General features: G+C 69.4%; 23 protein-coding genes. 9 read left to right on the top strand and 14 right to left on the bottom strand.

The genetic code is table 11. The features are described 5' to 3' along the window. Positions 1-384 (top strand): hypothetical protein (locus tag GA0115254_RS44465; protein WP_176740122.1); only part of this gene is annotated, 384 nt, incomplete at its 5' end. 65 nt (positions 385-449) lie between these two features. On the opposite strand, the gene GA0115254_RS44460 is transcribed toward GA0115254_RS44465, so the two are convergent. The 5 genes from GA0115254_RS44460 to GA0115254_RS14355 form a co-directional block, all read right to left on the bottom strand. Beyond that, positions 450-596 carry a hypothetical protein gene (locus GA0115254_RS44460; RefSeq protein ID WP_176740121.1) on the bottom strand — a complete coding sequence of 49 codons (147 nt, stop codon included), beginning with the start codon at positions 594-596 and terminating at the stop codon, positions 450-452. 24 nt (positions 597-620) lie between these two features. Continuing rightward, on the bottom strand, positions 621-836 hold the full coding sequence (locus GA0115254_RS14370) for a peptidoglycan-binding domain-containing protein (protein ID WP_093895663.1): 216 nt from the start codon (positions 834-836) through the stop codon (positions 621-623). 227 nt (positions 837-1,063) lie between these two features. Next, a complete protein-coding gene (locus GA0115254_RS14365) occupies positions 1,064-1,441 on the bottom strand; it encodes a hypothetical protein (protein ID WP_093895662.1) in 378 nt (125 codons plus the stop codon). 28 nt (positions 1,442-1,469) lie between these two features. Continuing rightward, positions 1,470-2,204 (bottom strand): helix-turn-helix domain-containing protein, encoded by a 735-nt coding sequence (locus GA0115254_RS14360; protein WP_093895661.1) that lies wholly within the window; start codon positions 2,202-2,204, stop codon positions 1,470-1,472. Positions 2,205-2,811: 607 nt separating this feature from the next. Then, complete coding sequence (locus GA0115254_RS14355) at positions 2,812-6,399, bottom strand: CHAT domain-containing protein (protein WP_093895660.1); 3,588 nt, start codon at positions 6,397-6,399, stop codon at positions 2,812-2,814. Positions 6,400-6,500: 101 nt separating this feature from the next. On the opposite strand from GA0115254_RS14355, the gene GA0115254_RS14350 reads away from it, so the two are divergent. From GA0115254_RS14350 to GA0115254_RS14335, 3 genes are all read left to right on the top strand, one after another. Beyond that, on the top strand, positions 6,501-6,875 hold the full coding sequence (locus GA0115254_RS14350) for a hypothetical protein (RefSeq protein ID WP_141720825.1): 375 nt from the start codon (positions 6,501-6,503) through the stop codon (positions 6,873-6,875). An 11-nt stretch (positions 6,876-6,886) separates the two neighbouring features. Next, positions 6,887-7,819 carry a hypothetical protein gene (locus GA0115254_RS14345; RefSeq protein ID WP_141720824.1) on the top strand — a complete coding sequence of 311 codons (933 nt, stop codon included), beginning with the start codon at positions 6,887-6,889 and terminating at the stop codon, positions 7,817-7,819. Between the two features lie 382 nt (positions 7,820-8,201). Further along, on the top strand, positions 8,202-8,501 hold the full coding sequence (locus tag GA0115254_RS14335; RefSeq protein WP_218105542.1) for a transposase: 300 nt from the start codon (positions 8,202-8,204) through the stop codon (positions 8,499-8,501). Between the two features lie 793 nt (positions 8,502-9,294). Here the strand turns inward: GA0115254_RS14335 and GA0115254_RS14325 are convergent. Both GA0115254_RS14325 and GA0115254_RS14320 read right to left on the bottom strand, forming a co-directional pair. Then, positions 9,295-10,113: an alpha/beta fold hydrolase gene (locus GA0115254_RS14325; protein ID WP_176740120.1), complete on the bottom strand. Its 819-nt coding sequence runs from the start codon at positions 10,111-10,113 to the stop codon at positions 9,295-9,297. A gap of 310 nt (positions 10,114-10,423) precedes the next feature. Continuing rightward, positions 10,424-11,149, bottom strand: a complete 726-nt coding sequence (locus GA0115254_RS14320) for an IS6 family transposase (protein WP_093895653.1) — start codon at positions 11,147-11,149, stop codon at positions 10,424-10,426. Positions 11,150-11,223: 74 nt separating this feature from the next. On the opposite strand from GA0115254_RS14320, the gene GA0115254_RS14315 reads away from it, so the two are divergent. Continuing rightward, a complete protein-coding gene (locus tag GA0115254_RS14315; RefSeq protein WP_093895652.1) occupies positions 11,224-11,460 on the top strand; it encodes a recombinase in 237 nt (78 codons plus the stop codon). A gap of 83 nt (positions 11,461-11,543) precedes the next feature. Here the strand turns inward: GA0115254_RS14315 and GA0115254_RS14310 are convergent, their stop codons facing one another. Further along, positions 11,544-12,260 (bottom strand): response regulator, encoded by a 717-nt coding sequence (locus tag GA0115254_RS14310; RefSeq protein ID WP_093895651.1) that lies wholly within the window; start codon positions 12,258-12,260, stop codon positions 11,544-11,546. Further along, a complete protein-coding gene (locus GA0115254_RS14305; protein ID WP_256102574.1) occupies positions 12,257-13,096 on the bottom strand; it encodes a sensor histidine kinase in 840 nt (279 codons plus the stop codon). The genes GA0115254_RS14310 and GA0115254_RS14305 overlap by 4 nt, the downstream gene beginning before the upstream one ends. A 138-nt stretch (positions 13,097-13,234) precedes the next feature. Here GA0115254_RS14305 and GA0115254_RS14300 point away from each other — a divergent pair, with 138 nt between their 5' ends. Together GA0115254_RS14300 and GA0115254_RS14295 are read left to right on the top strand one after the other, a co-directional pair. Continuing rightward, positions 13,235-13,945, top strand: a complete 711-nt coding sequence (locus GA0115254_RS14300; RefSeq protein ID WP_093895649.1) for an ABC transporter ATP-binding protein — start codon at positions 13,235-13,237, stop codon at positions 13,943-13,945. Further along, positions 13,942-16,251, top strand: coding sequence for an FtsX-like permease family protein (locus GA0115254_RS14295; protein WP_093895648.1), 2,310 nt, complete (start codon positions 13,942-13,944; stop codon positions 16,249-16,251). Before GA0115254_RS14300 ends, GA0115254_RS14295 begins: the two co-directional genes overlap by 4 nt. A gap of 578 nt (positions 16,252-16,829) precedes the next feature. Here the strand turns inward: GA0115254_RS14295 and GA0115254_RS14285 are convergent. Further along, complete coding sequence (locus GA0115254_RS14285; RefSeq protein WP_093895647.1) at positions 16,830-17,582, bottom strand: transposase family protein; 753 nt, start codon at positions 17,580-17,582, stop codon at positions 16,830-16,832. 138 nt (positions 17,583-17,720) lie between these two features. Here GA0115254_RS14285 and GA0115254_RS14280 point away from each other — a divergent pair, with 138 nt between their 5' ends. Next, entirely contained in the window at positions 17,721-18,623 is a 903-nt protein-coding gene (locus GA0115254_RS14280) for a hypothetical protein (RefSeq protein ID WP_093895646.1), read from the top strand. Between the two features lie 699 nt (positions 18,624-19,322). Continuing rightward, positions 19,323-20,552, top strand: a complete 1,230-nt coding sequence (locus GA0115254_RS14275) for a cytochrome P450 (protein WP_093895645.1) — start codon at positions 19,323-19,325, stop codon at positions 20,550-20,552. Between the two features lie 111 nt (positions 20,553-20,663). Here GA0115254_RS14275 and GA0115254_RS14270 read toward each other — a convergent pair whose 3' ends face one another. From GA0115254_RS14270 to GA0115254_RS14255, 4 genes are read right to left on the bottom strand one after another with little or no spacing between them, the layout of a single operon-like run. Next, complete coding sequence (locus GA0115254_RS14270; RefSeq protein WP_093895644.1) at positions 20,664-21,920, bottom strand: cytochrome P450; 1,257 nt, start codon at positions 21,918-21,920, stop codon at positions 20,664-20,666. Continuing rightward, positions 21,917-22,534 (bottom strand): GTP-binding protein, encoded by a 618-nt coding sequence (locus GA0115254_RS14265; protein ID WP_093895643.1) that lies wholly within the window; start codon positions 22,532-22,534, stop codon positions 21,917-21,919. Before GA0115254_RS14265 ends, GA0115254_RS14270 begins: the two co-directional genes overlap by 4 nt. Then, a complete protein-coding gene (locus GA0115254_RS14260; protein WP_093895642.1) occupies positions 22,515-22,871 on the bottom strand; it encodes a DUF742 domain-containing protein in 357 nt (118 codons plus the stop codon). Before GA0115254_RS14260 ends, GA0115254_RS14265 begins: the two co-directional genes overlap by 20 nt. Continuing rightward, complete coding sequence (locus GA0115254_RS14255; protein WP_093895664.1) at positions 22,868-23,287, bottom strand: roadblock/LC7 domain-containing protein; 420 nt, start codon at positions 23,285-23,287, stop codon at positions 22,868-22,870. Before GA0115254_RS14255 ends, GA0115254_RS14260 begins: the two co-directional genes overlap by 4 nt. Between the last annotated feature and the right edge of the window lie 285 nt (positions 23,288-23,572).

Below are 23,572 nucleotides of genomic sequence, written 5' to 3'. Positions count from 1 at the left end.
CCCCTCTGTCACCCATCCCCGCATCTCGGGGGAACCTCAAGGTCCAACGCGGACCCGCTCTACCAGCAGGCCCGCACCGAATGCGGCGGATACGACACCTGCGTCACCGAACGCACCCACAAGCTGCGCAAGCAGAACGCGAAGGCGATCGCCCAGTCGACGAAGAAGGCGCACAGGTCCAACGCGGACCCGCTCTACCAGCAGGCCCGCACCGAATGCGGCGGATACGACACCTGCGTCACCGAACGCACCCACAAGCTCAGGGCCCAGAAGAAGACCACCACCACGACCACGACGCGTACCGAGCAGCACAACCAGTCTCAGAAGAAGACGAAGACCCCGGACTACTGGGGCAAGGGGGGCGTCAGGGCCTCGGCTGCATGAGCCTGCGGACCGACGCTTGCGCCTGGGACTGAGCACCACGTGGCTGGCGGCGGGTCGACCCGGAACTACCCGCCGCCAGCTTCGTCGTCCACGGCAGCCGGGTCGCGCAGCGGCCGCAGGCGGCCCTCGGGCCGGGAAGAGGTGAAGGCGTGGGCCGCGATCCCCGAACCCCTGTCGGCGACCGCATCGTCCTGACGCGGTCGGTTCGGCACTCCGCCGCTAACTCCCCGCGGGCTTCAGTGCCCGCAGCCGGCCATGGGGGTGTCGAGGTATTTCCAGGTCTGGGGCCCGACCTGGCCGTCGGCCTTGAGGCCGCTACAGCGTTGGACGGCACGTACGGCGGTGTCGGTGCTGCCCCCGAAGTTGCCGTCGACGGTGAGCGTGTAGTCGTAGTTGTTGTTCAGCAGCCACTGGATCTGTTTCACCTTCGAGCCGACCATGCCCTTGGCCATGGTCTGGTTGCGGTCCCAGTTGTAGCGGCAGTTGGCTCGGCCGGCGGCGCCGGGCGCGGCGGACGGGCAGGGCGGTGGCGAGAGCCGCGATGGTGATGCCGCGCACGGCGGGTGCGAGCGCGATGGAGCCTCGAATCCCCGCCTCGGACATCACGGGCGCTCCCCGCTCGCCCCGCCGCGGCTGGAAGCCGAACTGGTCGATCTGTGCGGGGTTCGCTCCGAGTTGGTCAGCGGTGGGCGGCGCTCAGGAGGGCCGTGACGGTCGCAGTCTCTTTGCCGGTCAGGGTAGCGATGCGATCAACGGGGAGGTGGAGGTCGTCGTGCATGAGGGCAACATCGCCTTTCTGGTTGGTACGGGTGCCCGTGCGGCCGACGACGTAAGAGGTATGAAGATTCCACGCGTAGGCCGCTGGGCTAGGTCTGGCCACAGCGGTGGTCCAGTTGGCAGCGACGAGGCCAAAGGTGTGGGACACGGCCACCGGGACCTCGTCTGCGGGTAGACGGGCTGCCGTGTAGGCGAGATAGCTGGCGTGGCGCAGGTCGTAGAAGGCACGGAACGCGGCGGACAGCACGACAACGGAAGCAGCCGCGCGGGAACCCTTCATGGTCTTTCCTTCCGGTGCGGGTTGAGGATCAGCCGAAGGCTTCCGCGGAGGCCGACGACTCCTTCGCCTCGTTGGTCGCGTATGCGGCCCGCCACAGGGGACGGATGCCGGTGGGACGGCTCATCAGCGCGAGCGAGAGGGGCCGGACCACGGTCCACTCCGGTACGCCGGGGCCGTCGAAGGCGCGCTTGATGTCCGGGAGGGTCAGGAGTCCGCCACTGGAGTCGCGCAAAGTCTCGCCTCCCGGGTCGGCGCAGGACAGGTGAAGTGCCCGGAGATAGGTGCGGAAGTAGGCGACGGCGTTGTCCAGCTGGAGGGAGGTGGGAGCGACGCAGCCCATGGCGGTCTCCCACAGAGGGCGGAGGATGGTGGGTGACACGGCGCACTGCTCGGTGAGCTGCTTGACATGGCTCCAGGAGGCTGGGCGCTCGCCGGAGAGCAGGCGTGAGATGTAGGAGGAGGAGACATCGAGTTGTGTGGCGAGATGGTTCTGGGTGAGGCCGCTGCGACGTTGGATGAACGACAGCGCGGCGGCCAGGCGCTGTCGTGAGGAGCGGAGGTCCCGGCCGGCGGGTGAGGCATCCGCGGCCCCGTGCGTTGTGGGAAGCGCGGCTACGGGGCGGACTCGTTCTGCGAGCCGACGGTCGATGATGTCGTAGGTGAGCTTCCTGCGGAGGCGCTCTGAACTGAGGTTCAGGTGCTGGGCGAGTTCCTGGGCGCTCTCGCCCTGGCGGCGGGCCGACAACCGCTGCTTCGAGGTCACTGCACAGGCGGATCAGCACCTCCCGCACAGCGGGGGAACCTCAGCCTGGGCCGGCGCCTGGCCGCCCACCACATCCCCGTCCGGCCAGCCCGCACCACCGCACTGGTTCAGCTCGCCGAGGACCTGCCGCCGGCCGTCCTCACACCACTGCTCGGACTCCACGCTGTCACCGCCGAGCAGTGGCGACGCCGAGCGGCAACCGACTGGACCCCTACCTCGAAGCCCGTCACACCGCCCAACAACAGCCCGCTCAGGGGCTGGCCCCCTTGTGACGCGGTCAACTCGGCGGGCCGACCGGCCTTCGGGTTGCGCCAGGTAGATCTTCAGAACGGGGGCTCCTCGCTCCAGGCGGTGGTCGACCCCGTGCCGACGGCGGTCAGGAGCTGTCCGCCCTGGCCCTGGGATCCGTTGGGGCTCCGGAGTCTCCTACGCCGTCTCGCAGGGGCCGCGCATCCGGGTTCCCGTTCTGTGGTCGATGCGACATCCGTCAGGACGGTACTGCGGTGGGCTCGGTCTCGGCCGTGTTGCGGGAGGCGCGGCAGCGCTCGGTGTCGAGGGCGCCGCGGCGGTGATGGCTTGGTGGTAGGTGTAGTCGTCAGGAGTGCTGTCAGGCGCCCACGTGCAGATGGGCCGCCCAGAGAGTGGGTGCCAAGGGGAATTGGTCTCTGGTCTCCCGGACGGCTGAGTGCAGGGCCGTCGCGGCCCGGTCGGCGTCCAGGACCCCGTTGTGCCGCAGGTGGCTGTAGAAGCGTTCGGCCATATCCGGGGCGTGGGCATCACTGATCTCCCAGAGAGTGCCGACAACGTGGCGGAACCCCGCGAGTTGGCAGGCCGATGCGAGGTGGACCGTCTCGTCGAGCAGGTCCGTGCGGGCGGACAGGGCGGTGCTGCACGCCGAGAGGTAGACGAGCCGGGCGTTGTCCAGGTCCATCCGGGCCAGGCTCGCGACGGTGAGAGCGTCGACGCTGTGGTCGTCGAGCAGGAGTCGGCTCTGCGAGGGGTCGGTGGTGTCCGTGGTGCCGTGGCAGGCGAAGTGCACAATGGAGCTGTGCGGCAGATGGGCGAGGACGTTGGTCTTGACAGGGCGGTCGAGCGGCGCTGCTCCTGCCCCGGAGGGGCCGTTTGAGACCAGCAGGCGCGCGTCGGGCAGCAGAGCTCGGACCTTGGCGACCTCTTCCAGAACGTGGGGAAGCCGGGCTCCGGACCCGGGAGGCTCAGGGGCGGCCACGAGCAACGGCCGGAGGGGCACGGGGGCCGACGGTCCGGCGGCCCGACGGGCATGGCGCAGAGCCCGCACGGTGGGGCTGTAGGAGGACACGACCCGGTCCATGACCGTGCGGCGCAGGGGATCACCTGCCGGATCGTGATGGTGTCCGGCAGCATGGAGCGGGAGCAAGCTCATCAGCCCGCCCGGAATCCACCACAGCCTAGGCCAGCCCTTCCCGTAGTCGGTGGCGGAGCGCAGGCCGAGGGTCTGGAGTACGGGTTCGGCGACGGCGTCCCAGATCCACTCCAGCACGCCGTGCATCTCCCGCTGCGCCGCTCGCCGCTTCCGGGAGCCTTGGCGCGGGTCGCTCGCAGCACGCAGGGCTTCGTAGCAGGCAGCGACCTGGTCGGCGACCTGGCTCCGGGAGACCATGGGCAGCTCGACCACGGTCACACCTGAGGGCGTCAGCAGCAGCGCGTCTCCACGGGTCTCTGTGACGTTCAGTACCACCAGGGGGCCCTGGGCGGATTCCGCGATCAGTTCCTGCGCCGAGGGAAGTCGGCAGAAGGACGCGAACCCGTCGAGCGCCCTGATCCGGGCCAGGGTCTCCGTGAACTCGGAGTCCGCCTGGTTGCGCCTGGTCTGTGCGGCTCCGGTGACCTGTGGAACAGGGCCGTCCCCGTTCCCGGTCACGTGCTGGTCGAGAGCGTCGAGTCGGTCGCGGAGCTGTACGAACGTTTCGGCGAGATCGGGCCGTACCTCCCTCAGGGCGGTGAGGTCGCTGCGAACTTCCAGCGCGTGGCTGAGGAGCACGCCCCGGCCGGCCTCCAGCAGCCGGGCCGCTCGCACCCCGCTCTCCTTCCGGGCGATGCGGGGATCCTTCAACGCGCTGGCAGCGGCGTCGGCGCCCAGACCGGCGAACTGGCCCAGCGCGTATTGCTGGTCGGTACGGTCGAGTCGGCGAGGCGACACCTGCGGCAGCAGGCGCACAGCCGCCTCCAGAAGATCGGCGGCGCGGCCGGACCTGTCGGAACCGAGCAGCACGGCCGCGTTCTGCGCGCCGAGGATGCGGTCGGACGGCGGTGACGAGGCCGCATCAGCCGCTTCCGCGAACGCCTCGATCGCGGAGACGCGACCGGTCGAGCCGTGCCGTACCAGGGCTTGGCCTAGGCCCAACAGGCGGCGGGCGCGGTCGGGGTCGTCCCCCGGAGTGAGCCTTACGGCCTTGGTGCCTGCTCGGATGGCCTCGTTCCGTACTCGGCGTCGGTGTTCAAGGTCGTACTGCAGTGTCAGGGCGTCGCAGAGTGTTCCCAGGATGCGGGCTTGCTGGCCGGAAGTGTTCGAGCCGAGGGCGTTTGCGCCCTGCAGGGCATTGGTGGCGTTGGCCAGGTCGGCCCGATCGCGGGATATCAGATAGCGCTGCAGCAGTGCGTTTCCGTAGTTGAGGAGGAACATCCCCAGCCGGGGGTCGTGGAGCGCGTCCGCGAGTGCCGTGCCCGCCGCAAAGATCGCCTCGTCCAGGTCCTCGGGGTTTCCCCGTCGCCGGAACCGGAGCATAAGGCCGTTACCGAGGGAGGTGAGGACATCGGTCCGCAGGCGTGGGTCCGGCGTGGCACCCGCAGCCTCACGGAGGATGCCGAGGGCAGTGTCGAGATCGGTTGATGTGCCCAGATGTTCGAACCGGAGCAGAAGAGCGATCCCGAGGGTGGTGTGGGCGGTTGCCCGAGCGGGCGTGCCGATCCGGGTGTCGGCCACTGCCTCCCATCCGAAGCCGATGGCTTCATCCAGGCTCGCGGCGTCACCGGTTCGTTTGAAGTGGGTCGTCAGGGATGTGGCCTGTGCGGAGAGGACCTCGGGTCTGAGGCCCGTCGGCAGCGGGAACGCGAGGGCCTGCCGTCCGTACTGCAGGGCCAGGTCCAGGTCCGCCGAGTGGCCGCTACGGCGGGATCGGATCGCGTACGCCATAGCGAGGTTGTGCAGGAAGCCGCCGCGGAACAGGTGCCCGTCGGGGAGAGCGACGAGGGCATCGAGCTGGCGTGCGATGCTCGCGTCGAGGTCGTCGGGGACTCCCCGCAGCTCGTAGCGTGCGCGCAGGAGCGTGCCGAGGTTGCTGAGGAGCGACGCCCTTGCGTAGCCCTCCTCGGTTCCCAGGCGCGAGGCCCGTCGGATGAGGTCGATCGCGTGGTCCAGGTCTGCCGGATCCCGCCAGCGCTGGTAGCGCGCCCAGAGGGCGCTGCCGACGCCCGCGAGATGGTCGGCATGGCCGGGTGCGCTCTCGTCGCTCGTCCGCAGGGCGGCCTGTGCGAGTTCCACGGCGACCTCCAGATGGTTCTGATCGCCCGACTGCTCGTACATTGCCAGGAACATGTGGCGGAGCTCGGCCAGGAGGCTACTTCGCTCCGGTCCGGGCGGCAGGGTCTCCAGTCTGCTGAGCATCTCGGCAGCGGACTGCCCGCGCATGATCTGGACGGTCTCGTCGAACTTGTCCCTGGAGCCGGACAGTTCGTAGTCGAGGCCCAGTGCCGTGTTCAGCTCCGCCCGGTAACGGGCGCGGTCGGAACTGTCGGTCGGGGCGGACTCCAGGATGCGCTGCCACAGTTCCACTGAGGCCTGTGTTGCCTGGGGAGAGCCGTGGCCCGCGGCTTGCTCCAGCAGCCGCTCGGCGGCGGGAACCGCATGCTCCGCGACCGTCGGCATCAGGGGTTCGGGAATGCCGTCAAGACCTGCGAGGAAGCAGGCTACGAACGCCTGGACGGCTGCAGCCCGCTCATGGCGGCTCTGGGGCTCGGGGAGCAGCGAGCTGCGAAGCCAGTACAGCCAACCCAGCGCGAAGTGTCCCAACACGTCGTCACTGTCATGGAGGGCGGCGGTCAGCCCGAGCGCCTCCGAGAGGGCCTCCGGCTCCAGCACCAGGGATAGGTTCTGCTCGGCTCGGGCACGGTTCAGGCGGGACTCCACCGCCGCCCGGTTCTCGTCCGCTCTCGTCATGCGCCCTCCCGCATCCAAGAAGATGGCTGCGCACCAACTTGCTTCTATGGAAAGGTACTTGAAGATATTGGGTAGTGCTGCTGTATTCGAGGGGGGCGGGTATGGACGTGACCCGGCAGGAAGCGGACGGTCTGGCTCGTGTCTGCCAGGACCTGGACGACATCCGCGAGACCTGTGTGGAGGCGTACGGCGACGACAGCGCGGTGGAGCGCCTGCTGGCCGCGGTCGTGGCTCATCAGGACATCCGCACGCCCCTGCAAGAGCTCGACGCCGCGCTGGTCCAAGCCGGGGACGTGCTGGGCGTCCTGCAGCATGGAACCCGGGGCCTGGAACTTCCTGGCGCCGACGGAGGGCCGCTGGAGCTGGTCTACCGCTGCCCGCTGAACCTGTGCTCCGCCCGTCTCCGCTGGCCGCAGCCGCCCGCCGCCCGCCGCTGTTCCATCTCCGGGACGGGCATGTCGCCGAAGTCTCTCTAGCGGTGGGCAACGTGTTGACCGAACTGGGCAAGAAACTGGCCGAGCGCTGGGCCACCCTCCTCGTGCTGCCTGGTGCCCTCTACCTGGGTACCGCCGCGGCGGCCCGCACCCTCGGCCACCGGCGAGCCCTGGACGTCGAGCGGCTCGTCGAACAGATCAGCTCCTGGGCCGGAGCCCCCGCCGCGACGCAGACGGGAAAGCAGATGGTCCTCGTTGCGGGCGTGCTGCTGGGCTCTGCCGCAGCCGGATTGGCTGCCCAGGCCCTCGGATCGGTGGTCGAGCGCATCTCGCTTGCCGCAGCATGGCGGTCCTGGCCAGCCCCGTTCCACCAAGTCGCCGAATGGCGGATTCGCGTTCGGCGGCGGCGATGGGAGGACGCACACGGCGCCTACCACCGTCTGCGGGACCTGGCCGAGAACGAGGGCAGCGCATCGGCGGAAGCCACCCGACAGCGCCTCGCCGCGTACCGTGCCCGTGTCCGTATCGCCCTGGAGGCGCCGAACCGGCCGACCTGGAGCGGAGACCGAGCCCACGCGGCGACCGTGCGGCTGGCTCGCGACCGGCGGCTCCACCTGCCCACGGTCTGGCCGCACCTGTGGCTGTTCATGCCCGAGACCGCGCGCCTCGAGATCACGGAGGCTCGGCAGGCCTTGTCCCGCGCCTGTGCACTGGGCGGCTGGGCCGTGCTCTACTCGCTGCTCGCGTTCTGGTGGTGGCCCGCTGCTTTGCTCGGCGCTGCCATCGCTGCCACCTCCTGGCACCGGGTGCGCTCATGCGTCGACACGGACTCCCTCCTCCGCGAGACCGCCGCCGACCTCTATGCCGCAGATCTCGCCAGACACCTCGGAATCGATGTCACCGGTCCCCTCTCCGCGGAGGCCGGCGACGAACTGACCCAGCACCTTCACACCGAGCCGGAACCCCCCGGCTCTCCCAGCGACTGAGTGCCGGATGGGCCCCGGAATCCGGGGCCGGTTCTCTCCCGCGTCTCACAGTCGCCATGCCACCGTCGGCCGACGCTCTGCGGCCGCGTCGGAGCAGGTAGCACAACCCGCTGGAAGAGCTCCCATAACTCGTCCGGCACCATGTGCTCCACCATCGTCACTGGTTCAGGCTACTGACCGACCCAAATGAGATGATTTCTGGATCAATGAATGCGAACCGGCGAAAATGGTTGGGTCTTCAGGCGATCACTTGAACGGAATCCGGCTTGGGGAACGGCATCATGTCCCAGCCTGAGGGCCAACCTCGTTCGGGCCTTGACCCCTGATGTTGGACACACGAGACACTGGATCCTGAGGATCTGAGAACGGACATCTCGTGGTCATGAAGAACTACCCGCCGCAGTTCAAGGCGGACGCGGTCGCGCTGTACGAGTCGCGGCCCGAAGCGACGATCAGGTCGGTCGCCGCCGATCTGGGGATCAACCCGGAGACCCTGCGGAACTGGGTTCGGGCGGCCGGAGCAAGCCGCCCCCGGGGACGCCGAGCTCAGGAACCGTCCCAGCCGCCGGCCCCGCTGGGGGCTGAGAACGCAGCCTTGCGGAAGAAGGTTCGCGAGCTGGAGGAGGAACGCGAGATCCTGCGCAAAGCGGCGAAGTATTTCGCCGGGGAGACGCGCTGGTGAGGATCCGTCAGTAAATTACTGACGGCTCCTGAACCGCTTCCAGTTCGTCGCCGACCACCAGCGCCGTTACGGCGTGAAGCGGCCCTCGCGGGCGGACCGGCAGGACCCCGCTGAGGGGCGGGGCGGGTGGTGCGGCGGGCGACCGGCTTCGTGGGCAGGGGTGGTGACTGGCGGGACGCGTCGATCGTGTCCGTCACCGCCAGGGCGTGCGGGGCGCTGGCCTTCGTCGCGTCCCTCGCGGTGCCACCCAGCCACCCGCGCGGCGACGATGCGTACCGAGTCCTGGTGCGCCACACCTACGGGTGCGCGGCCTGCCCGACCGCGGTCCGCCTCACCCGTGCGTGGAGGGGGGCCCGCCGATGATGTGCGACCGCTGCCACCAGCCCGTGACCCGCGAGGAGTTGAAGCCGTACGACGTGCCCGGAGCGTCGGGCCCCGGCATCACGATCTACGTGCACAAGCGTCCATGCGCCCTGCCCGTCTCGGCCCAGCCGCAAACATACCCGCAGCGCAGGCCCTGATCTCCCGCCCGCGACTGACGCCGATCGGTCGCGGGCGGGGCACTTTCTCGGTCAGCCGCTCGCGTGCCGCCCAGGGACGGCGTGTGCGCGCTTCGGCGACAACCGTGACGGTTGGGGGCTCACCTGCGGGCGGCCCGCCGCCGGGTCATCCGCCCCTTAGCCGAGTGGTCCGTGCTCCGTGAGGCACGTCGGGAGGCCGCGCTAGGCCGATACAGCGCCAACTCGGCTTCCGCCAAGCGCAACGACGTCCGACCGCGCAGTGACCGCTTCTGTCAGCCTCCGTTTCCGGTGCTGACTGTACCCACGGCATGGCTCAGCACGAAGTCGCGCGCCAGGCGTGCGGCCTGCTCACGGGCCTCGAAGGTGATGCCGTGCCGAGTACGCGGCAGGATCACCAGACGTGCGCCAGGGATCTCCGATGCCATGAGTTCGGCGACCTGAGCGCGGACGATGGGGTCCTCCGCGCCATGCAGCACGAGAGTAGGAGCCGTGATTTCATGCAGCCGGGCAGTGCAGTCGTGGTTCTGAATCGCTGTCATGCGGCGTGCGTCGGCGTCTACGGAACGCCCCCGCAGGGCGCGCTCGGTGTCGGCGACGAGCTGCGGGTCGTTCGCCTGCCCCTCGGGTGTGAGGAGCAGGTCCAGCACGAACTGCGCCCGCGTGTCCGGCCTCATGGCGACGATGCGGTCACCAAGGCTCTCGGTCATGGTCCAGCTCGGGGTGGCGCCTGACAGTATGAGAGACGCGACCCGCTGGGGGTAGTGGATCGCCAGGTGCATGGCGATCGCTCCGCCGTACGATACTCCCATAACATGCGCGCGCTCAAATCCCAGCGCGGCAAGGAAGTCGGCGCAGTCAGCAGCTTGCCGAACGATGTCGTACGGCTCGGGCCCGTTGAGTGTGTCGCCGGTGTCACGCTGGTCGAAGCTGATGGCCAGGATTCCAGCGCCTAACAGGGGGCGGAAGGCATCAAACTGCCCCTTATGGCTCTCCCCGCCATGCAACAGAACCAGCGGCTCACCCTGGCCGGACTCAACGTAGGCAATATCGATGTCACCGACTTTGACGTGCTGAAACCCCTCAGAACTCACGCGCTCACCTCCACAGGCGTGCATCCATCGCCTCGGCGAAGACGGGATCGGCACAGGACGGCGGGCTCGCTGCCACCGAGCGGTGGGAACGCTCGATCATCTGGTCACTCACTCTCCGATCGCCTCAAAGCTGAGTACAGCATGGGAACCGGGTATCGCCCAGTCGCTGGTTCACCTCTGCCCCGACCACTACTCCACAAACGAACCATTGGCTCGTTGGCCGGTATAGCCGCACCCGCACGAGGGCGTTGTCAACTTGTTCGGGGCGGGGGTGTTGAGGGCGTGGTGGGGCCGGGTGGAGGCCTGATGGTCAGGCTGCCGCGGGCAGGTCGGCGGTGCCGGTGACCTGGTTCCAGACGGTGAAGCAGGTGGTCATCTCGGCGCGGTACTCGGACGCGGCCATCAGATGTCGGCGGGGTCGGAAGTGGGGCGAGATCTGGCTGAGGGCGGTGGCGGTCATCCGGTGGCGGCGAGGCCGGAAGTGCGGTGAGATCTGACTGAACGCGGACAGGAACCTCTGGGTTCTGCCGACTGCGCGGAAGCCCTTCATCGCGCGTTCGCGCTGCCTCGTCGGCTGATGGGAGTTCTCCGCACGGTTGTTGAGGCTCTTGTGGGAACGGTGATCGACCGAGGACATCAACTCTCTGTGGGCGACGCCGTAGGAGCGGAGCTTGTCGGTGACCAGCACCCTGGGTGTCCTCCGCTGCTTTTTCATCAGCTTGGCCATGAACCGCTTTGCGGCCTTCGCGTCCCGCTTGGACTGCAGCAGGGTGTCGAGGACAGTGCCGTCCTGGTCCACGGCCCGCCACGGGTAGTGCCGCACCCCGTTGATCTTCAGGAACACCTCGTCCAGGTGCCACTTGTCGCCGGCCTGAGGCCGGCGGCGGCGCAGGGCAGCCGCGTACCGGGGGCCGAACCGGTCGCACCACCGGCGGATCGCCTCATGGGAGACGGTGATCCCGCGGGCCAGAAGCAGCCCCTCGACTTCGCGGAAGGAGAGCGGGAAGCGGTGGTACAGCCACACCGCGTGGGAGATGACCTCCGCCGGGAACCGGAACCCCTCCTTACGACACTCCGTGCGCTCATGAGCACGCCTGCATCCGCTGCCCCATGTTGAGCATCAACCCGAAGATGGCCCCCCGCCTCGACGAACTGGAGGAAGACCTGATTGCACGCCGCCAACGGGCTGTCCAGGAAGACTGGCGAGGCGAGATCGAAGGGCGCGACCTCACGCTCACCTTCCTACGGGGCAAGCGCGAGCAGGCCCGCCGTATCGCGCGAAGCGGCCCGGTCTCCCTCGGCCTTCCCGTAGTCCCTCACCAGAAGCCTCAGGTCACACCAGAGTGATCAGCGCCAGGCTGAACTGGTTTTTTCACATCTGGTACAGGAGGGCCGGCGTCGAGCATGCCTGGCTCCGAAATTGCCGGCCATCAGCAGGGGTTGGCGGTGTCAGCGGACTCGCCCGGTGAGACGAGGCCTGTCTCGTAGGCGAGGACGACGGCCTGGGCCCGGTCGCGCAGGGTCAGTTTGGCGAAGATCCGGGCCACGTGGGTCTTCACTGTCGCCTCGCTGAGCGTCAGTTTCTGTGCCAGTTCCGTATTGGAAAGACCCCGGCCCATGAGCGTCAGCACCTCGCGCTCGCGCGGCGTCAGTGCGGCCAGGTCTCGGTGGACGGCCGGGGTTGCGAGGCCCGAACCGGTTCTGGGGGCGCTGGGGGCGAAGCGCTCCACCAGGCGGCGGGTGATCGAGGGTGCGAGTAGGGCGTCACCGGTATCGACCAGGCGTACGGCGGCGGCCAGATGGGCCGGGGTGACGTCCTTGAGCAGGAATCCGCTGGCTCCGGCGGCGAGGGCGGCGTAGACGTAGTGGTCGAGGTCGAAGGTGGTCAGCATGATCACCCGGCAGTCCGGGGCCTGCGCGAGTATGCGGCGGGCGGCTTCCAGGCCGTCCATGGCGGGCATCCGGATGTCCATCAGTACGACGTCGGGCCGCAGCCTCCGCACAGTGGCCACGGCCTCGGCTCCGTCGCCGGCTTCGCCCACCACGTCGATGCCGCGGGCGGTCAGGATCAGGCGGAAGCCGGTGCGGACCAGCTCCTGGTCGTCGGCGATCACGACGCGAGGGGCGGATTCGGTGTGCGTCGTCATGGCCGGTCCAGCGGGATCCGGGCGCGGACGCGGTAGCCGCCGCCGAGGCGGCGGCGGGCGTCCAGGTCGCCGCCGTAGAGGGCGACCCGCTCCCGCAGGCCGAGCAGCCCGCGTCCCGTTCCGTCCGCCTGGCCCGGGACCGGCTCTCTCCGCGCGGGTCGGCTGTCCGACAGGATGCTCGGTCCGCTGTTCAGCACCTCGACTCGCAGGTAGTGGTCCGCGTATCGCACCATCACCTCGGCTTTCGCCCCGTCCCCGTGTTTGAGGGCATTGGTCAGGGCCTCCTGGATGATCCGGTAGGCGGTGACATCGATCCCGGTCGGCAGCGGGCGCGGCTCACCCGAGATCCGCATCTCCACGGGCAGGCCGGCAAAGGCGATCCGGTCGATCAGCGGGCTGAGTCGGCTCAAGCTCGGCTGCGGTGACAGGTCCACACCGTAGGGCTCGTCCTCGCCGTTCTGCGCGGGTGCCAGCAGGCCGAGCAGGTGTCGCAGCTCGGTCATCGTGTTCCGCCCGGCGGTCTCGACGGCGCTCAAGGCAGCCGCAGCCTCGTCCGGCATCGTTGCCAGCACCTCGCGGGCGGCCCCGGCCTGGACCACCATGAGGCTCACGTTGTGGCTGACGATGTCGTGGAGCTCGGTGGCGATCCTGGCCCGCTCGGCGTCGACCGCGGTCCGCGTCGCGCTCTCGCGCTCCCGCTCCAGCAGCCAGCCGCGCTCCTCGATGGCCGCCTGGTACAGCCGCCGCGCCCGGACCACCGCCACGCATAGACACCCGGCGGCGCCAACTGCCGCCGCCAGGGCGATGACCAGCCAGATCGTCCCGGATCCCCACACCGGATCATCTTCGCAGCTGCATGACGCGCCCCACATCAGCCCCCGGATGCAGCTCCATACATCCCTGGGATGACCTGCCCGGACGGATACATCCCGGGGGCGACGCCCCGTCCGCGGACTCCGTCCTAGGTTCGAGCCATGACAACTGATCACGACGGTGCCCGGCAAGTGGTGGTGCGGCTGGACGGCGTGCACAAGGAGTACGGCGACGCGAAGGCCCTGGACGGCCTGTCGCTGGAGATCAGGGCGGGGGACGCGGTTGCCGTGATGGGCCCCTCCGGCTGCGGCAAGTCCACCTTGCTCAACATGGTGGCCGGCCTGGACCGGCCGACCTCGGGCACAGTCGAGGTGCATGGTCATGACCTCGGGAAACTGAACGAGACCGGCTTGGCGCTGTTCCGGCGGCGGAACGTCGGCATGATCTTCCAGTTCTTCAACCTCATCGACGATCTGCCCGTGCTGGACAATGTGGCGCTGGCCGCGCAGCTGACCGGCACCCCGGCCCGGCAGGCGCGCCACCGTGCCCTGGAGCTCCTGGACGAACTCGGTGTCGCCGAGCGCCGGAACAACTATCCGGCGACGCTCAGCGGCGGCGAGCGCCAACGGGTCGCCGTCGCACGGGCGTTGATGAACCGCCCGGCACTGCTGCTTGCCGACGAGCCTACCGGCGCCCTCGACAGCCGGTCGGGCGAACAGGTGATGGATCTGCTGATCGACCTCAACCAGATCGGCCAGACCCTGTTGATCGTCACCCACGACCCGCAGCTGGCCACCCGCTGCGCCAGCCGGCTGATCGAAGTCGCCGACGGCCGGGTCGCCCGCGAGAGCACGCTGGAGGCGACCGCGTGAGCGCCGTATGGAGAGCCTCGCGCGCGGCCGTGAAGCGCCGCCGGCTCCAGACCTTCGTCATCGGGCTCGTCGTGCTCTGCTCCACCACGACCGTCCTGCTCGCGCTGGCGCTGCTGAGCGCCGCCTCGGGCCCCTTCGACAAGGCCTACGCCGCACAGCGCGGTGCCCATACGGTGGCGACCTTCGACACCACGAAGGTCTCGCAGGAGCAGTTGGCGCGGACCGCCCGGCAGCCCGGGGTGGAAACCGCAGCCGGACCGTTCGGGCAGGCCGTCGTCGGCATCCCCAAGGACTGGCTCTGGATGGCGGGCGGCACCCTCACCGTGGTGGGCCGGGCCGATCCAGCAGGCCCCGTAGACCGGATCGAACTCCTTGAGGGCCACTGGGCCACCGCACCCGGCGAGATCGTCGTCAACTGGCCCCCCCAGGGCTCCCCCGGCACCGCGCCCCTCGGCACCAAGCTGGAGACCCCCGGCGGAGCGACGCTGACCGTCGTCGGATTCGCCACCAGCATGAGCAAGTCGGCGAGCGCCTGGGTCTCGCCCGAGCAGATGGCCGCACTGCACCCGACCTCCGCCCAAATGCTGTACCGCTTCACGGACTCCTCCACGGAGGACCAGCTGAGCGCCTCGCTGGCACGGGCCACCACGGGACTGCCCAAGGAGTCGCTGACCGGCGCACAGACCTACCTCACCCTCAAGCAGGCCTTCTCCGCGCTGGCCGACTCCTACCTCCCGTTCATGACGCTCTTCGGCATCCTCGGCCTGCTCGTCTCCACCCTGATCGTCGGCAACGTGGTCAGCGGGGCGGTCGTCTCGGGATACCGGCACATCGGGGTGCTCAAGGCCCTGGGCTTCACCCCGAACCAGGTCGTCGCCGTCTACCTGACGATGCTCTCCGTGCCGGCGGTGGTGGGCTGCGTGCTGGGAACACTGGCCGGCAACGCGCTGGCCGGGCCGATCCTGAAGGTCGCGTTCACCGGCATCGACGTGGGCCGGGCCTCGGTCGGCGACATCAGCCCGTGGGTGTCCGTGGCCTGCCTCGTGGGCATGCCCGCCCTCGTCCTGCTGGCCGCGCTGGTCCCCGCCCTGCGCGCCCACCGGCTGCCCGCCGCACGGGCGATCAGCGCGGGCGGCGCGCCGCAGGCCGGGCGCGGGCTGCGCGTCCAGCGGATACTCGGCGCCACCCGGCTGCCGCGCCCGGTCAGTCTGGGCCTCGGCCAGCCATTCGCCCGCCCCAGCCGCACCCTGCTGACCATGGCGGCCATCGTCCTCGGGGTCACCACAGTGACCCTGTCGACCGGACTGACCAGCACCATGGTGGCGTACGGCAAGGTCGGGCGGGAGGACGGAGGCGCCAGGGTCCACGTGACGACCGGGGGGTCGGGCAACGACCGGACCCCGCCCCGGCTCGATGACCTGCAGATCGAGAAACGGCTGCGGTCTCTGCCGGGTGCGGAGGGGGTACGGGCCCGCGCGCTGTCCCAGGTGAACATGGCCGGGCAGACCCAGCCCGTCTTCGCCGACTTCTACCGCGGCGACGATTCCTTGTACGACCACACCATCGTCAAGGGCCGGGCGCCAGCCACGGCGGGCGAGATCGTGGCCGGGCCGGCGTTCCTGAGCCAGCGCGGGCTGAAGATCAGTGACCGAGTCACGCTGGAGCTGAACGGCAGGAAGATCACCGCGACCGTCGTGGGTCAGCTCATTGAGGGCAACGCCCGGGCCCTGGAGGCCACTTGGCAGGCCCTCACCCCACTCGCGCCGGACGCCCACGCCACCGAGTACACGGTGCGGCTCGCCCCCGGCGCCGACGCGCGCGCCTACGCCGAGGCGGTCGAGGCAATTGACCCGGGCCTGCGCGCGTCGGTGCTGGACTCGGGGAACGCCGGCACCGCCACCGTCGTCACCTTCTCTACGGTGTTCACGGTGCTGCTTACCCTCGTCGCATCGCTCGGTGTCTTCAACACCGTCCTGCTGAACACCCGTGAACGGCGCCGGGACCTGGGCATGCTCAAGTCGATCGGGATGACCCCCCGGCAGGTGGTGGTGATGACGGTGACCTCGGTCGCCGGGCTGGGCGCGGTCGGCGGGCTGCTCGGCATCCCGCTCGGGATCGTGGCGCACCGCATCGTCGTGGACAACGTCGGGGTGGTCGACTTCCCCGAGTACATGAAGGACGTGTGGCACGCACCGCAGCTGGCCTCGATGCTCCTGGCGGGTGTGGCGATCGCAGTCCTCGGCGCCCTGGTCCCGGCCCGGTCGGCGGCCCGGATGACCATCGCCTCGGTGCTGCACACCGAGTAGATCATCTGTCCGCATGGTGCAGAGAAGAGCGAGGACGCTGCCGCCGGCGACCGGGGCGACCATGCCGCGCTCGGTCATCATCATGCTGATCGCGCTGCCGAGTCCGAGCGACTCGCGGCCGTCACGGCGTACGACCTTGCCGGTGCGTCGCTTTGGTTTCTCCTTGTGGGTGGCTCCGTTCTTCTTCGCCGCCTCCCGGGCCACGACCCGGGCCTGGCGCGCGAGGTCGGCCCCGCTCAGCTCGGTCATGCGATCACCGCCCGGCCACCTCGCCGTCCAGCGGGCGCACGGCCAGCTCGGACAGCCGGTCCGTTCACGGCGCGGCGGTCTCGGTCCGGGCGGCGGCCTGCTCACGCAGTTGCTCCAGGCGCGTCGTCAGCAGATACTCAGCGGTGCGCTCCCGGGCGGCGTCGGCGGCCTTCGTCGCGACGGCGATGGCGTCTGCGCCGTTCGGGTTGTACTTGTACCAGCGGCGGCTTCACGGCGACGTTGGACGCGTCCTGCTCCGGGAACGTCATCCGGCTGAGCTCGTGTACTGCCCTGGTCTGCCGTTCGACAGTGAGCCTTTTCCATCTTGATCAGGTGGCGAGTTCGAGTGCGACGACGGCACGGACGACGGCGGTGATCCGGGTAGTGCTGCAGCGGAGCTTCCTCAGGAGGCGCCAGCATTTGAGGGTGGCCATGGCGCGTTCGCCGAGACTGCGGATCTTGGCGTGATCGCGATTGTGACGACGACGCCAGCCGCGCAGGTTCTTGCCCCGGAACGGGACGCGGACAGCTGGGCCTGCACCCTGATACGCCTTGTCAGCCCAGCACTTGACGTCATCAGCGGCGAGAGCGGCGGGAATGCCGTGGGTCCGGGCCGCGGTCAGATCGTGCACGGCTCCGGGTAGCACGTCCGAGGCCCAGATCAGACGGCCGGCTGGATCCGTGAGGACCTGCACGTTCATCCCGTGGTGCTTCTTCTTCCCCGAGTAGTACGGCCTGTCGGCGGCGATGCGGTCGATTGGCAGCACGGTGCCGTCGGGGATCACGTACGCCTTCTTCCGCACCGTCGTCATGGCCTGTTCCAGCGTGGGCGCGAGAGCGGCCAGGAGGTCGACGGCCTCGCGTATGTACCGGTGGACCGTCGCGATCCCAACGCGGAAGCCTGCTGCGAGGCGGGCGTAGGTGTCGCCGCAGCGCAGGTGGGCCAGGACGAGCACGGCCTGCCGGCCACAGGTCAGGCGCCGCCACCGGGAGCCGATCCGACTTCGGTGGCCGGCGAGGAGACCGGATAGGTGCTGCAGAGTGCGGCTGGAGAGATCGATACCGGACGGGTAAACAAGCACGCGTAAGTTCCTGGCAGACTGGTGATCTTGGTCGAAAACTTATCTACCAGGGGCTTCACCCTGTTGTCAGCCCAACAGCGTACTGCTGATGCAGGTTGAAGAGGCTCAATGTCAGTGCCGTGCTGTTCACTTGGCCGCATGGACGCCTCCGCTCTGCGCGCCCGTCTGAACGACGCCTGGCGCGCGCCCGAATTGCACTGCCCGCTGCCCACTCATGGGGCAGGGCATGTCTGTGTGCCCAGTGACGCGGAGGATCTGGCCGCGCTGGAGCGCGTCGCTGCGGACGTGATCGACGGGGCGAGTCTGCCCGTACGTGCGTGGGTCGTGGGGGGTACGGCGGCAGGGGTGCACGACGGTCCGCCGGTGGGCGGGGAGGGTGGGCTTCCCATCGGCGGGGAGAGCGGGCTGCTGGAGCTGCGCGGGTGGGTGCTGGCCGGGCACTGGTTCGGATACGGCGTGATGGCCACCCCCGATGGCCCGCGTCGCGTCGTGATCCTCGCCCGGCGCGCGTTCACCCGCCCGCCCGGTGTCGGATGGGTGGCGTTGCTGCGGGAGGCCACCGGGTGGACGAAACCCGATCGGTGCGGCGTCGACTGGGCCGCGACGGAGGCAGCGCTGTGCACCGCGCTGCCCGGTGACTACAAGGACATTGTCGACGCCTTCGGCGCGGGCAGTTTCGACGAGTACCTGGACCTGCTGGTGCCGGGTGCGCTGGGCATGGATCTGGTCTCCTGGGGCCAGGACATGGAACGGTACGCCGACCTGTACCGGCCATACCCGGTCCACCCCGCGCCTGGCGGCGTGCTCCAATGGGGGACCTCCGAGCAGGAGCTGACCTTCCACTGGCTGACCGGACCGGCCGATCCCGACGACTGGCCGGTTCTGGTGCAGTACCTGGGCGGTGAGTGGCAGCGCTTCGACTGCGGAACCGGCGAATTCGTGCTGCGCCTGCTCACCGACCGCACCTCGCCGTTCGCGTTCCCGCCCTCCGCCGGACCGTTCCCCCACTGGTTCGCTTCATGGGAGCTGCCGGAGCGCTGAGCCCTTTCTAACCCGGATGTCAGCGCCGCTGACCATGCGGCAAAGCGTCTGGGCCGCCGGGACCGACTGCGGATCTGCTGGTCATGACCTCGCTACAGATTGGTGCGTGCAGTCGTCAGCAGCCGAGGAGCAGCACAGGTATGAGGTTGGAAAAGGCTCACTGTGTCTCATGCGGCCACCAGGCACACGCCGACGTCGTTGGAGCAACCAACGTTCTACGGGCCGGGCTGGTCCGTCGCGACGCCAACCAGGCATAGCGAGAAGCCACCCCGTTCACGGGGTGGAGGAGTCACGACCAGGAAAACGCCGTCTGCCCGGACGTTCCGGGCTGGCACGGCCAAGCAGTGATCGGAGGCCACCGAGGTCTGGGCACGCTGCTGGTCATCGACCCCGACCAGTCGTCCCGCACCCACCCGACCGCACCCGCCGAAGCCGACGCGGCCGTTATGCGAAGGCCGGGCGGCATCTGGCGATTGAGCCCCGCTGTCCACGGCGGAGGCTGCCGCCTCCGAGGTGGAGGCAAACAGGCATGCAGGCATGGGCCGATACGACGGCATGGCCGCTTTGGCCAACTTCAAGTGGCGGTTTTCAGCCAACGGTTGCTGGTGGGGCAACCGGGGAGGCTGTGGGGGCTGTCTCGGTTGACCATTGATCAATTACCTTGTGTCGTACGCCAGTCACTGACCTTGAGGGAGCCCCATGTCCACCGCGCAGCAGGTGCCCGACATCCTCTCGCCCGAGTTCGCCGCGGACCCCTACCCGGCGTACCGTCTGATGCGCGACACCGCGCCCCTCATCTGGCACGAGGCCACGCAGAGTTACATCATCTCGCGCTACGAGGACGTCGAGCACGTCTTCAAGGACAAGAACGGCGAGTTCACCACCGACAACTACGACTGGCAGATCGAGCCCGTGCACGGCAAGACGATCCTCCAGCTCAGCGGCCGTGAGCACGCCGTGCGCCGCGCCCTTGTCGCTCCCGCCTTCCGCGGCGCCGACCTCCAGGAGAAGTTCCTCCCCGTCATCGAGCGCAACTCGCGCGAACTGATCGACGCCTTCCGGAACTCCGGCTCCGCCGACCTGGTCAACGACTACGCCACCCGCTTCCCGGTCAATGTGATCGCCGACATGCTGGGCCTCGACAAGGCGGACCACGCGCGCTTCCACCGTTGGTACACGTCCGTCATCGCCTTCCTCGGCAACCTCTCGTGTGACCCCGAGGTGGCCGCGGCGGGCGAGCGGACCCGTGTCGAGTTCGCCGAGTACATGCTGCCGATCATCCGGGAACGCCGCGAGAACCTGGGCGACGACCTGCTGTCCACGCTGTGCGCCGCCGAGGTCGACGGTGTGCGGATGAGCGACGAGGACATCAAGGCGTTCTGCAGCCTGCTGCTCGCAGCCGGCGGCGAGACCACCGACAAGGCGATCGCCAGCATCTTCGCGAACCTGCTGCTCCACCCCGACCAGCTCGCCGCCGTCCGCGCGAACCGCGACCTGATCCCGCGGGCCTTCGCCGAGACCCTGCGGTACACCCCGCCCGTCCACATGATCATGCGGCAGTCCGCGACCGAGGTGAAGCTCAGCGGCGGCACCATACCCGCCGGCGTCACCGTCACCTGCCTGATAGGCGCCGCCAACCGCGACGAGAGCCGCTACCGCGACCCCGACCGCTTCGACATCTTCCGCGACGACTTGACCACCACGACCGCCTTCTCCGCCGCCGCCGACCACCTCGCCTTCGCGCTCGGCCGGCACTTCTGCGTCGGCGCGCTGCTCGCCAAGGCCGAGGTCGAGATCGGCGTCAGCCAGCTGCTGGACGCCATGCCCGACATACGCCTCGCCGACGGCTTCGACCCGGTCGAGGAAGGCGTCTTCACCCGCGGACCGCAGCACCTGCCGGTGCGGTTCACGCCCGTGACGGCCGCCTGACCGTCTTGCCGGCACCACCGCCGAGGTGATGGGCCCCGCCCAGGGGCTCATGTGCCCGCGCTGCCGCACCAACCGGGTGGGCCGGGCTGCCCGCGCGACCGGGCGCCCGCCCTACTGCACCACCGGCGTGAACTGCACCGGCAGCGCGGTCAGCCCCCGCATCCAGATCGACGGACGCCAGGTCAACGTCTCCGGCTCCGCCGACAGCACCAGGTCGGGCAGCCGCTCCAGCAGCGTCTCGACTGCCGTCCGGGCCATCACGTCCGCCAGCAGCGGTGCCGGATAGGGGCAGCGGTGTTCGCCGTTGCTGAACGACAGGTGCGCGGCGTTTTCCGCGCCCACGTGCGCGTCCGGCCAGATCTGCGGATCGGTGTTGGCTGCGGCGAGTCCCAGCACCAGGCAGTCGCCCGCCCGGATCTGCCGCCCGCCCAGCTGGGTGTCCCGAACGGCCCAGCGCCCGATGAAGTTCTGCGTCGGCGTGTCCAGCCACAGCGCCTCGTTGAGCGCCTCGCCCACACTGAGCCGGCCGCCTGACACGTTCACCGCGAACCGTTCGTCCGTCAGCAGCAGCCGCAGTGTGTTGCAGATCCAGTTCGCGGTCGGCTGCTGCGCCGCGGCGATCAGCGAGATCAGGTCCTGGACGATCTCCTCGTCCGTCAGTCCCGCTGGATCCAGCAGCATGCGCGAGGTGACGTCCGGGCCGGGTCTTTCCCGCTTGTCCTTCACCAGCTGCCGCAGCCGCTCGCCCACGCGCCCGTACGCCGCCACCGGGTCGTCGCCCTCCGCCGCGTCCAGTGAGATCCGCAGGTCCTCGACGAGCTGCTGGGTGTCCTCACCCGAGGTCGGCATCCCGCATATCTGCACCACGGCCCGCATCGGCACGGCGTGCGCGTATCCGGTCATCAGCTCCGCCTGCCCGCTGCCCGCGAAGTCGGCGATGAGCCGGTCGGCGATCAGCTGGCAGTTGCGCGCCAGCTCGAACTGATCGACGCGCTCCAGTGCCTGAGTGATCACTCCGGCCCGCCGCCGGTGCTCGTCGCCCTCGGTGAACAGCACCGACGGCTGGTAGCCGACGTACGGCAGCAGCGGCCAGTCCGCCGGGATGTTCTCCCACTGGTTCCAGCGTCGGGAGTCCCGCGCGAACAGCTCGTCGTGGCTGGTCACGTACGTAACCTCGGAATAGCCGAGCACCAGCCAGGCCGGGATGTCCCCGTCGAGCAGCACCGGCGCGACCGCGCCGTGCTCGCGGCGCATCGCGCGGTACAGCTGCGACGGCGTCTGCTGGTACTCGAGCCCCGCCAGGCGCACCGCGTCGGTGTGGGCGGGGCAGCCCGGCGGAGCCGGTTGCGCGGAAGAGGGGTCGGTCATGGTGTCGCCTCCTGGGCCATCGCCCGTTCGTACAGGTGGTCCACGAGGGTGACCAGCACGTCCTTGCCGGACTGCCGGACCCGCGCGTCGCAGTCGAGCATCGGCACGTGCTCGGGCAGCGCGAGCGCCTGGCGGATCTCCTCCAGGGAGTACCGGTGGGTGTCGTCGTCGAACCGATTGACAGCCACCGCGAACGGCGTCTTGTGGTGCTCCAGCCGGTCTATCGCGTACCAGGAGTCGTTCATCCGGCGCGTGTCCACGAGCACCACGGCACCCAGCGTCCCGGAGAACAGCCTGTCCCACAGAAACCAGAAGCGCTCCTGGCCCGGCGCGCCGAAGAGGTACAGCACCATGCGTTCGTTGAGGCTGATCCGCCCGAAGTCGAACGCCACCGTCGTGGTCGTCTTCGTCGAGACCGCACTGGTCTCGTCGACGCCGACGCCGGCCTGCGTCATCACCTCCTCGGTGTTCAGCGGCCGGATCTCGCTCACCGAGCGGACCAGGGTCGTCTTGCCGACACCGAAACCGCCCACGATGACGATCTTCAGGCCGGTCTCCGCCGCGTCGGCCAGTGGCGTGCGGTGGGAGGGCAGCTCAGAGGTTGCGGAGCCCATGGAGCACCTCCTTGAGAAGGGCGGAGTCGGGGAGCGAGGCGACGGACTGCGCCGCGCGCGGGTGGCGGGCGGTGATGCGGCCCATGTCGAGCAGGTCGCCGAGCAGGATTCGCACCACAGTGATGGGCAGTTTCAGCTCCGCGGCGATCTCGACGACAGCCGTGGGGTGTTGGCACAGCTCCAGGATCCGGGCGTGCTCCGACTGCATGCCCGCCGTGGGCCGGCACTCACTGACGATCAGGGTGACCAGGTCGAAGGAGTCGTCGGCGCGGCTCCGGCCAGCCGTGACCGTGTAGAGCCGGTCGGGGTCACCGGTGTCCACGGGCTTGCGCATCACGACGCGGCACTTCCCGGAACGGGCTCTCGGGGCTCGGCGCGCAGGTGCTCGCCGATCTGCTCCACCAAGTCCGTCATCTGATGGCCCACCACGCCGGGGTCGGCGTCCTCCTCGGCGAGGACGGCCAGATGGGCTCCCTCGCCGGCCTCCACGATGAAGAGCAGGCCGCCGTGGAACTCGGTCATGGACTGCCGGACGCCGCCGGTGCCGTCGCCGAACTCCACGGACGCTCCTTGGGCCAGGGCCTGCATGCCGGAGCAGATCGCCGCCAGCTGGTCGCCCTGGTCGAGCGTCAGGTGTTCGGTCCAGCAGAGCTTCAGGCCGTCCCGGGACAGGGCCAGAGCGTGCCGGGTGCCGGGAGTGCGCTCCAGGAGGCTCTGGAGGAGCCAGGTGAGGCTTTTGTCAGTGGTCTGCATGATGGGTGATGGGACGGTGGTGCCGATTGACCGGTCACCGGCCCGTTCCTCCAATCTCAGGAACTCGAGCGGGAAGTGGGCGCCGACGCCCCGGGCGCCGTACGGGAAAGGGGTCGGCGGCTACGGGGCGGCCGGCGGCTCGGACTCGGGCCGGACATCCGGCCCGGCGGTGCCGCCCGCGGACCGGCGCCCGCGGTGGAAGGCGCCGAACCGTGCGCCGGCGTCGCGTGCCAGGCGGTTTCCGTCCGGCGTCTCGGACGCGGCCCCGGACGCGGCCCCGGATGC

It is taken from the genome of Streptomyces sp. Ncost-T10-10d (assembly GCF_900091955.1).
GTDB lineage: Bacteria > Actinomycetota > Actinomycetes > Streptomycetales > Streptomycetaceae > Streptomyces.
This window is presented reverse-complemented; position numbering and strand designations above follow the sequence as displayed.

What these genes read in the sequence shown, in the direction of transcription:
- GA0115254_RS14370 (WP_093895663.1), bottom strand. Translation starts at nt 836, where the DNA reads ATGGCCAAGGGCATGGTCGGCTCGAAGGTGAAACAGATCCAGTGGCTG.
- GA0115254_RS14365 (WP_093895662.1), bottom strand. Translation starts at nt 1,441, where the DNA reads ATGAAGGGTTCCCGCGCGGCTGCTTCCGTTGTCGTGCTGTCCGCCGCG.
- GA0115254_RS14355 (WP_093895660.1), bottom strand. Translation starts at nt 6,399, where the DNA reads ATGACGAGAGCGGACGAGAACCGGGCGGCGGTGGAGTCCCGCCTGAAC.
- GA0115254_RS14350 (WP_141720825.1), top strand. Translation starts at nt 6,501, where the DNA reads ATGGACGTGACCCGGCAGGAAGCGGACGGTCTGGCTCGTGTCTGCCAG.
- GA0115254_RS14335 (WP_218105542.1), top strand. Translation starts at nt 8,202, where the DNA reads ATGAAGAACTACCCGCCGCAGTTCAAGGCGGACGCGGTCGCGCTGTAC.
- GA0115254_RS14315 (WP_093895652.1), top strand. Translation starts at nt 11,224, where the DNA reads ATGTTGAGCATCAACCCGAAGATGGCCCCCCGCCTCGACGAACTGGAG.
- GA0115254_RS14310 (WP_093895651.1), bottom strand. Translation starts at nt 12,260, where the DNA reads ATGACGACGCACACCGAATCCGCCCCTCGCGTCGTGATCGCCGACGAC.
- GA0115254_RS14300 (WP_093895649.1), top strand. Translation starts at nt 13,235, where the DNA reads ATGACAACTGATCACGACGGTGCCCGGCAAGTGGTGGTGCGGCTGGAC.
- GA0115254_RS14280 (WP_093895646.1), top strand. Translation starts at nt 17,721, where the DNA reads ATGGACGCCTCCGCTCTGCGCGCCCGTCTGAACGACGCCTGGCGCGCG.
- GA0115254_RS14275 (WP_093895645.1), top strand. Translation starts at nt 19,323, where the DNA reads ATGTCCACCGCGCAGCAGGTGCCCGACATCCTCTCGCCCGAGTTCGCC.
- GA0115254_RS14270 (WP_093895644.1), bottom strand. Translation starts at nt 21,920, where the DNA reads ATGACCGACCCCTCTTCCGCGCAACCGGCTCCGCCGGGCTGCCCCGCC.
- GA0115254_RS14265 (WP_093895643.1), bottom strand. Translation starts at nt 22,534, where the DNA reads ATGGGCTCCGCAACCTCTGAGCTGCCCTCCCACCGCACGCCACTGGCC.
- GA0115254_RS14255 (WP_093895664.1), bottom strand. Translation starts at nt 23,287, where the DNA reads ATGCAGACCACTGACAAAAGCCTCACCTGGCTCCTCCAGAGCCTCCTG.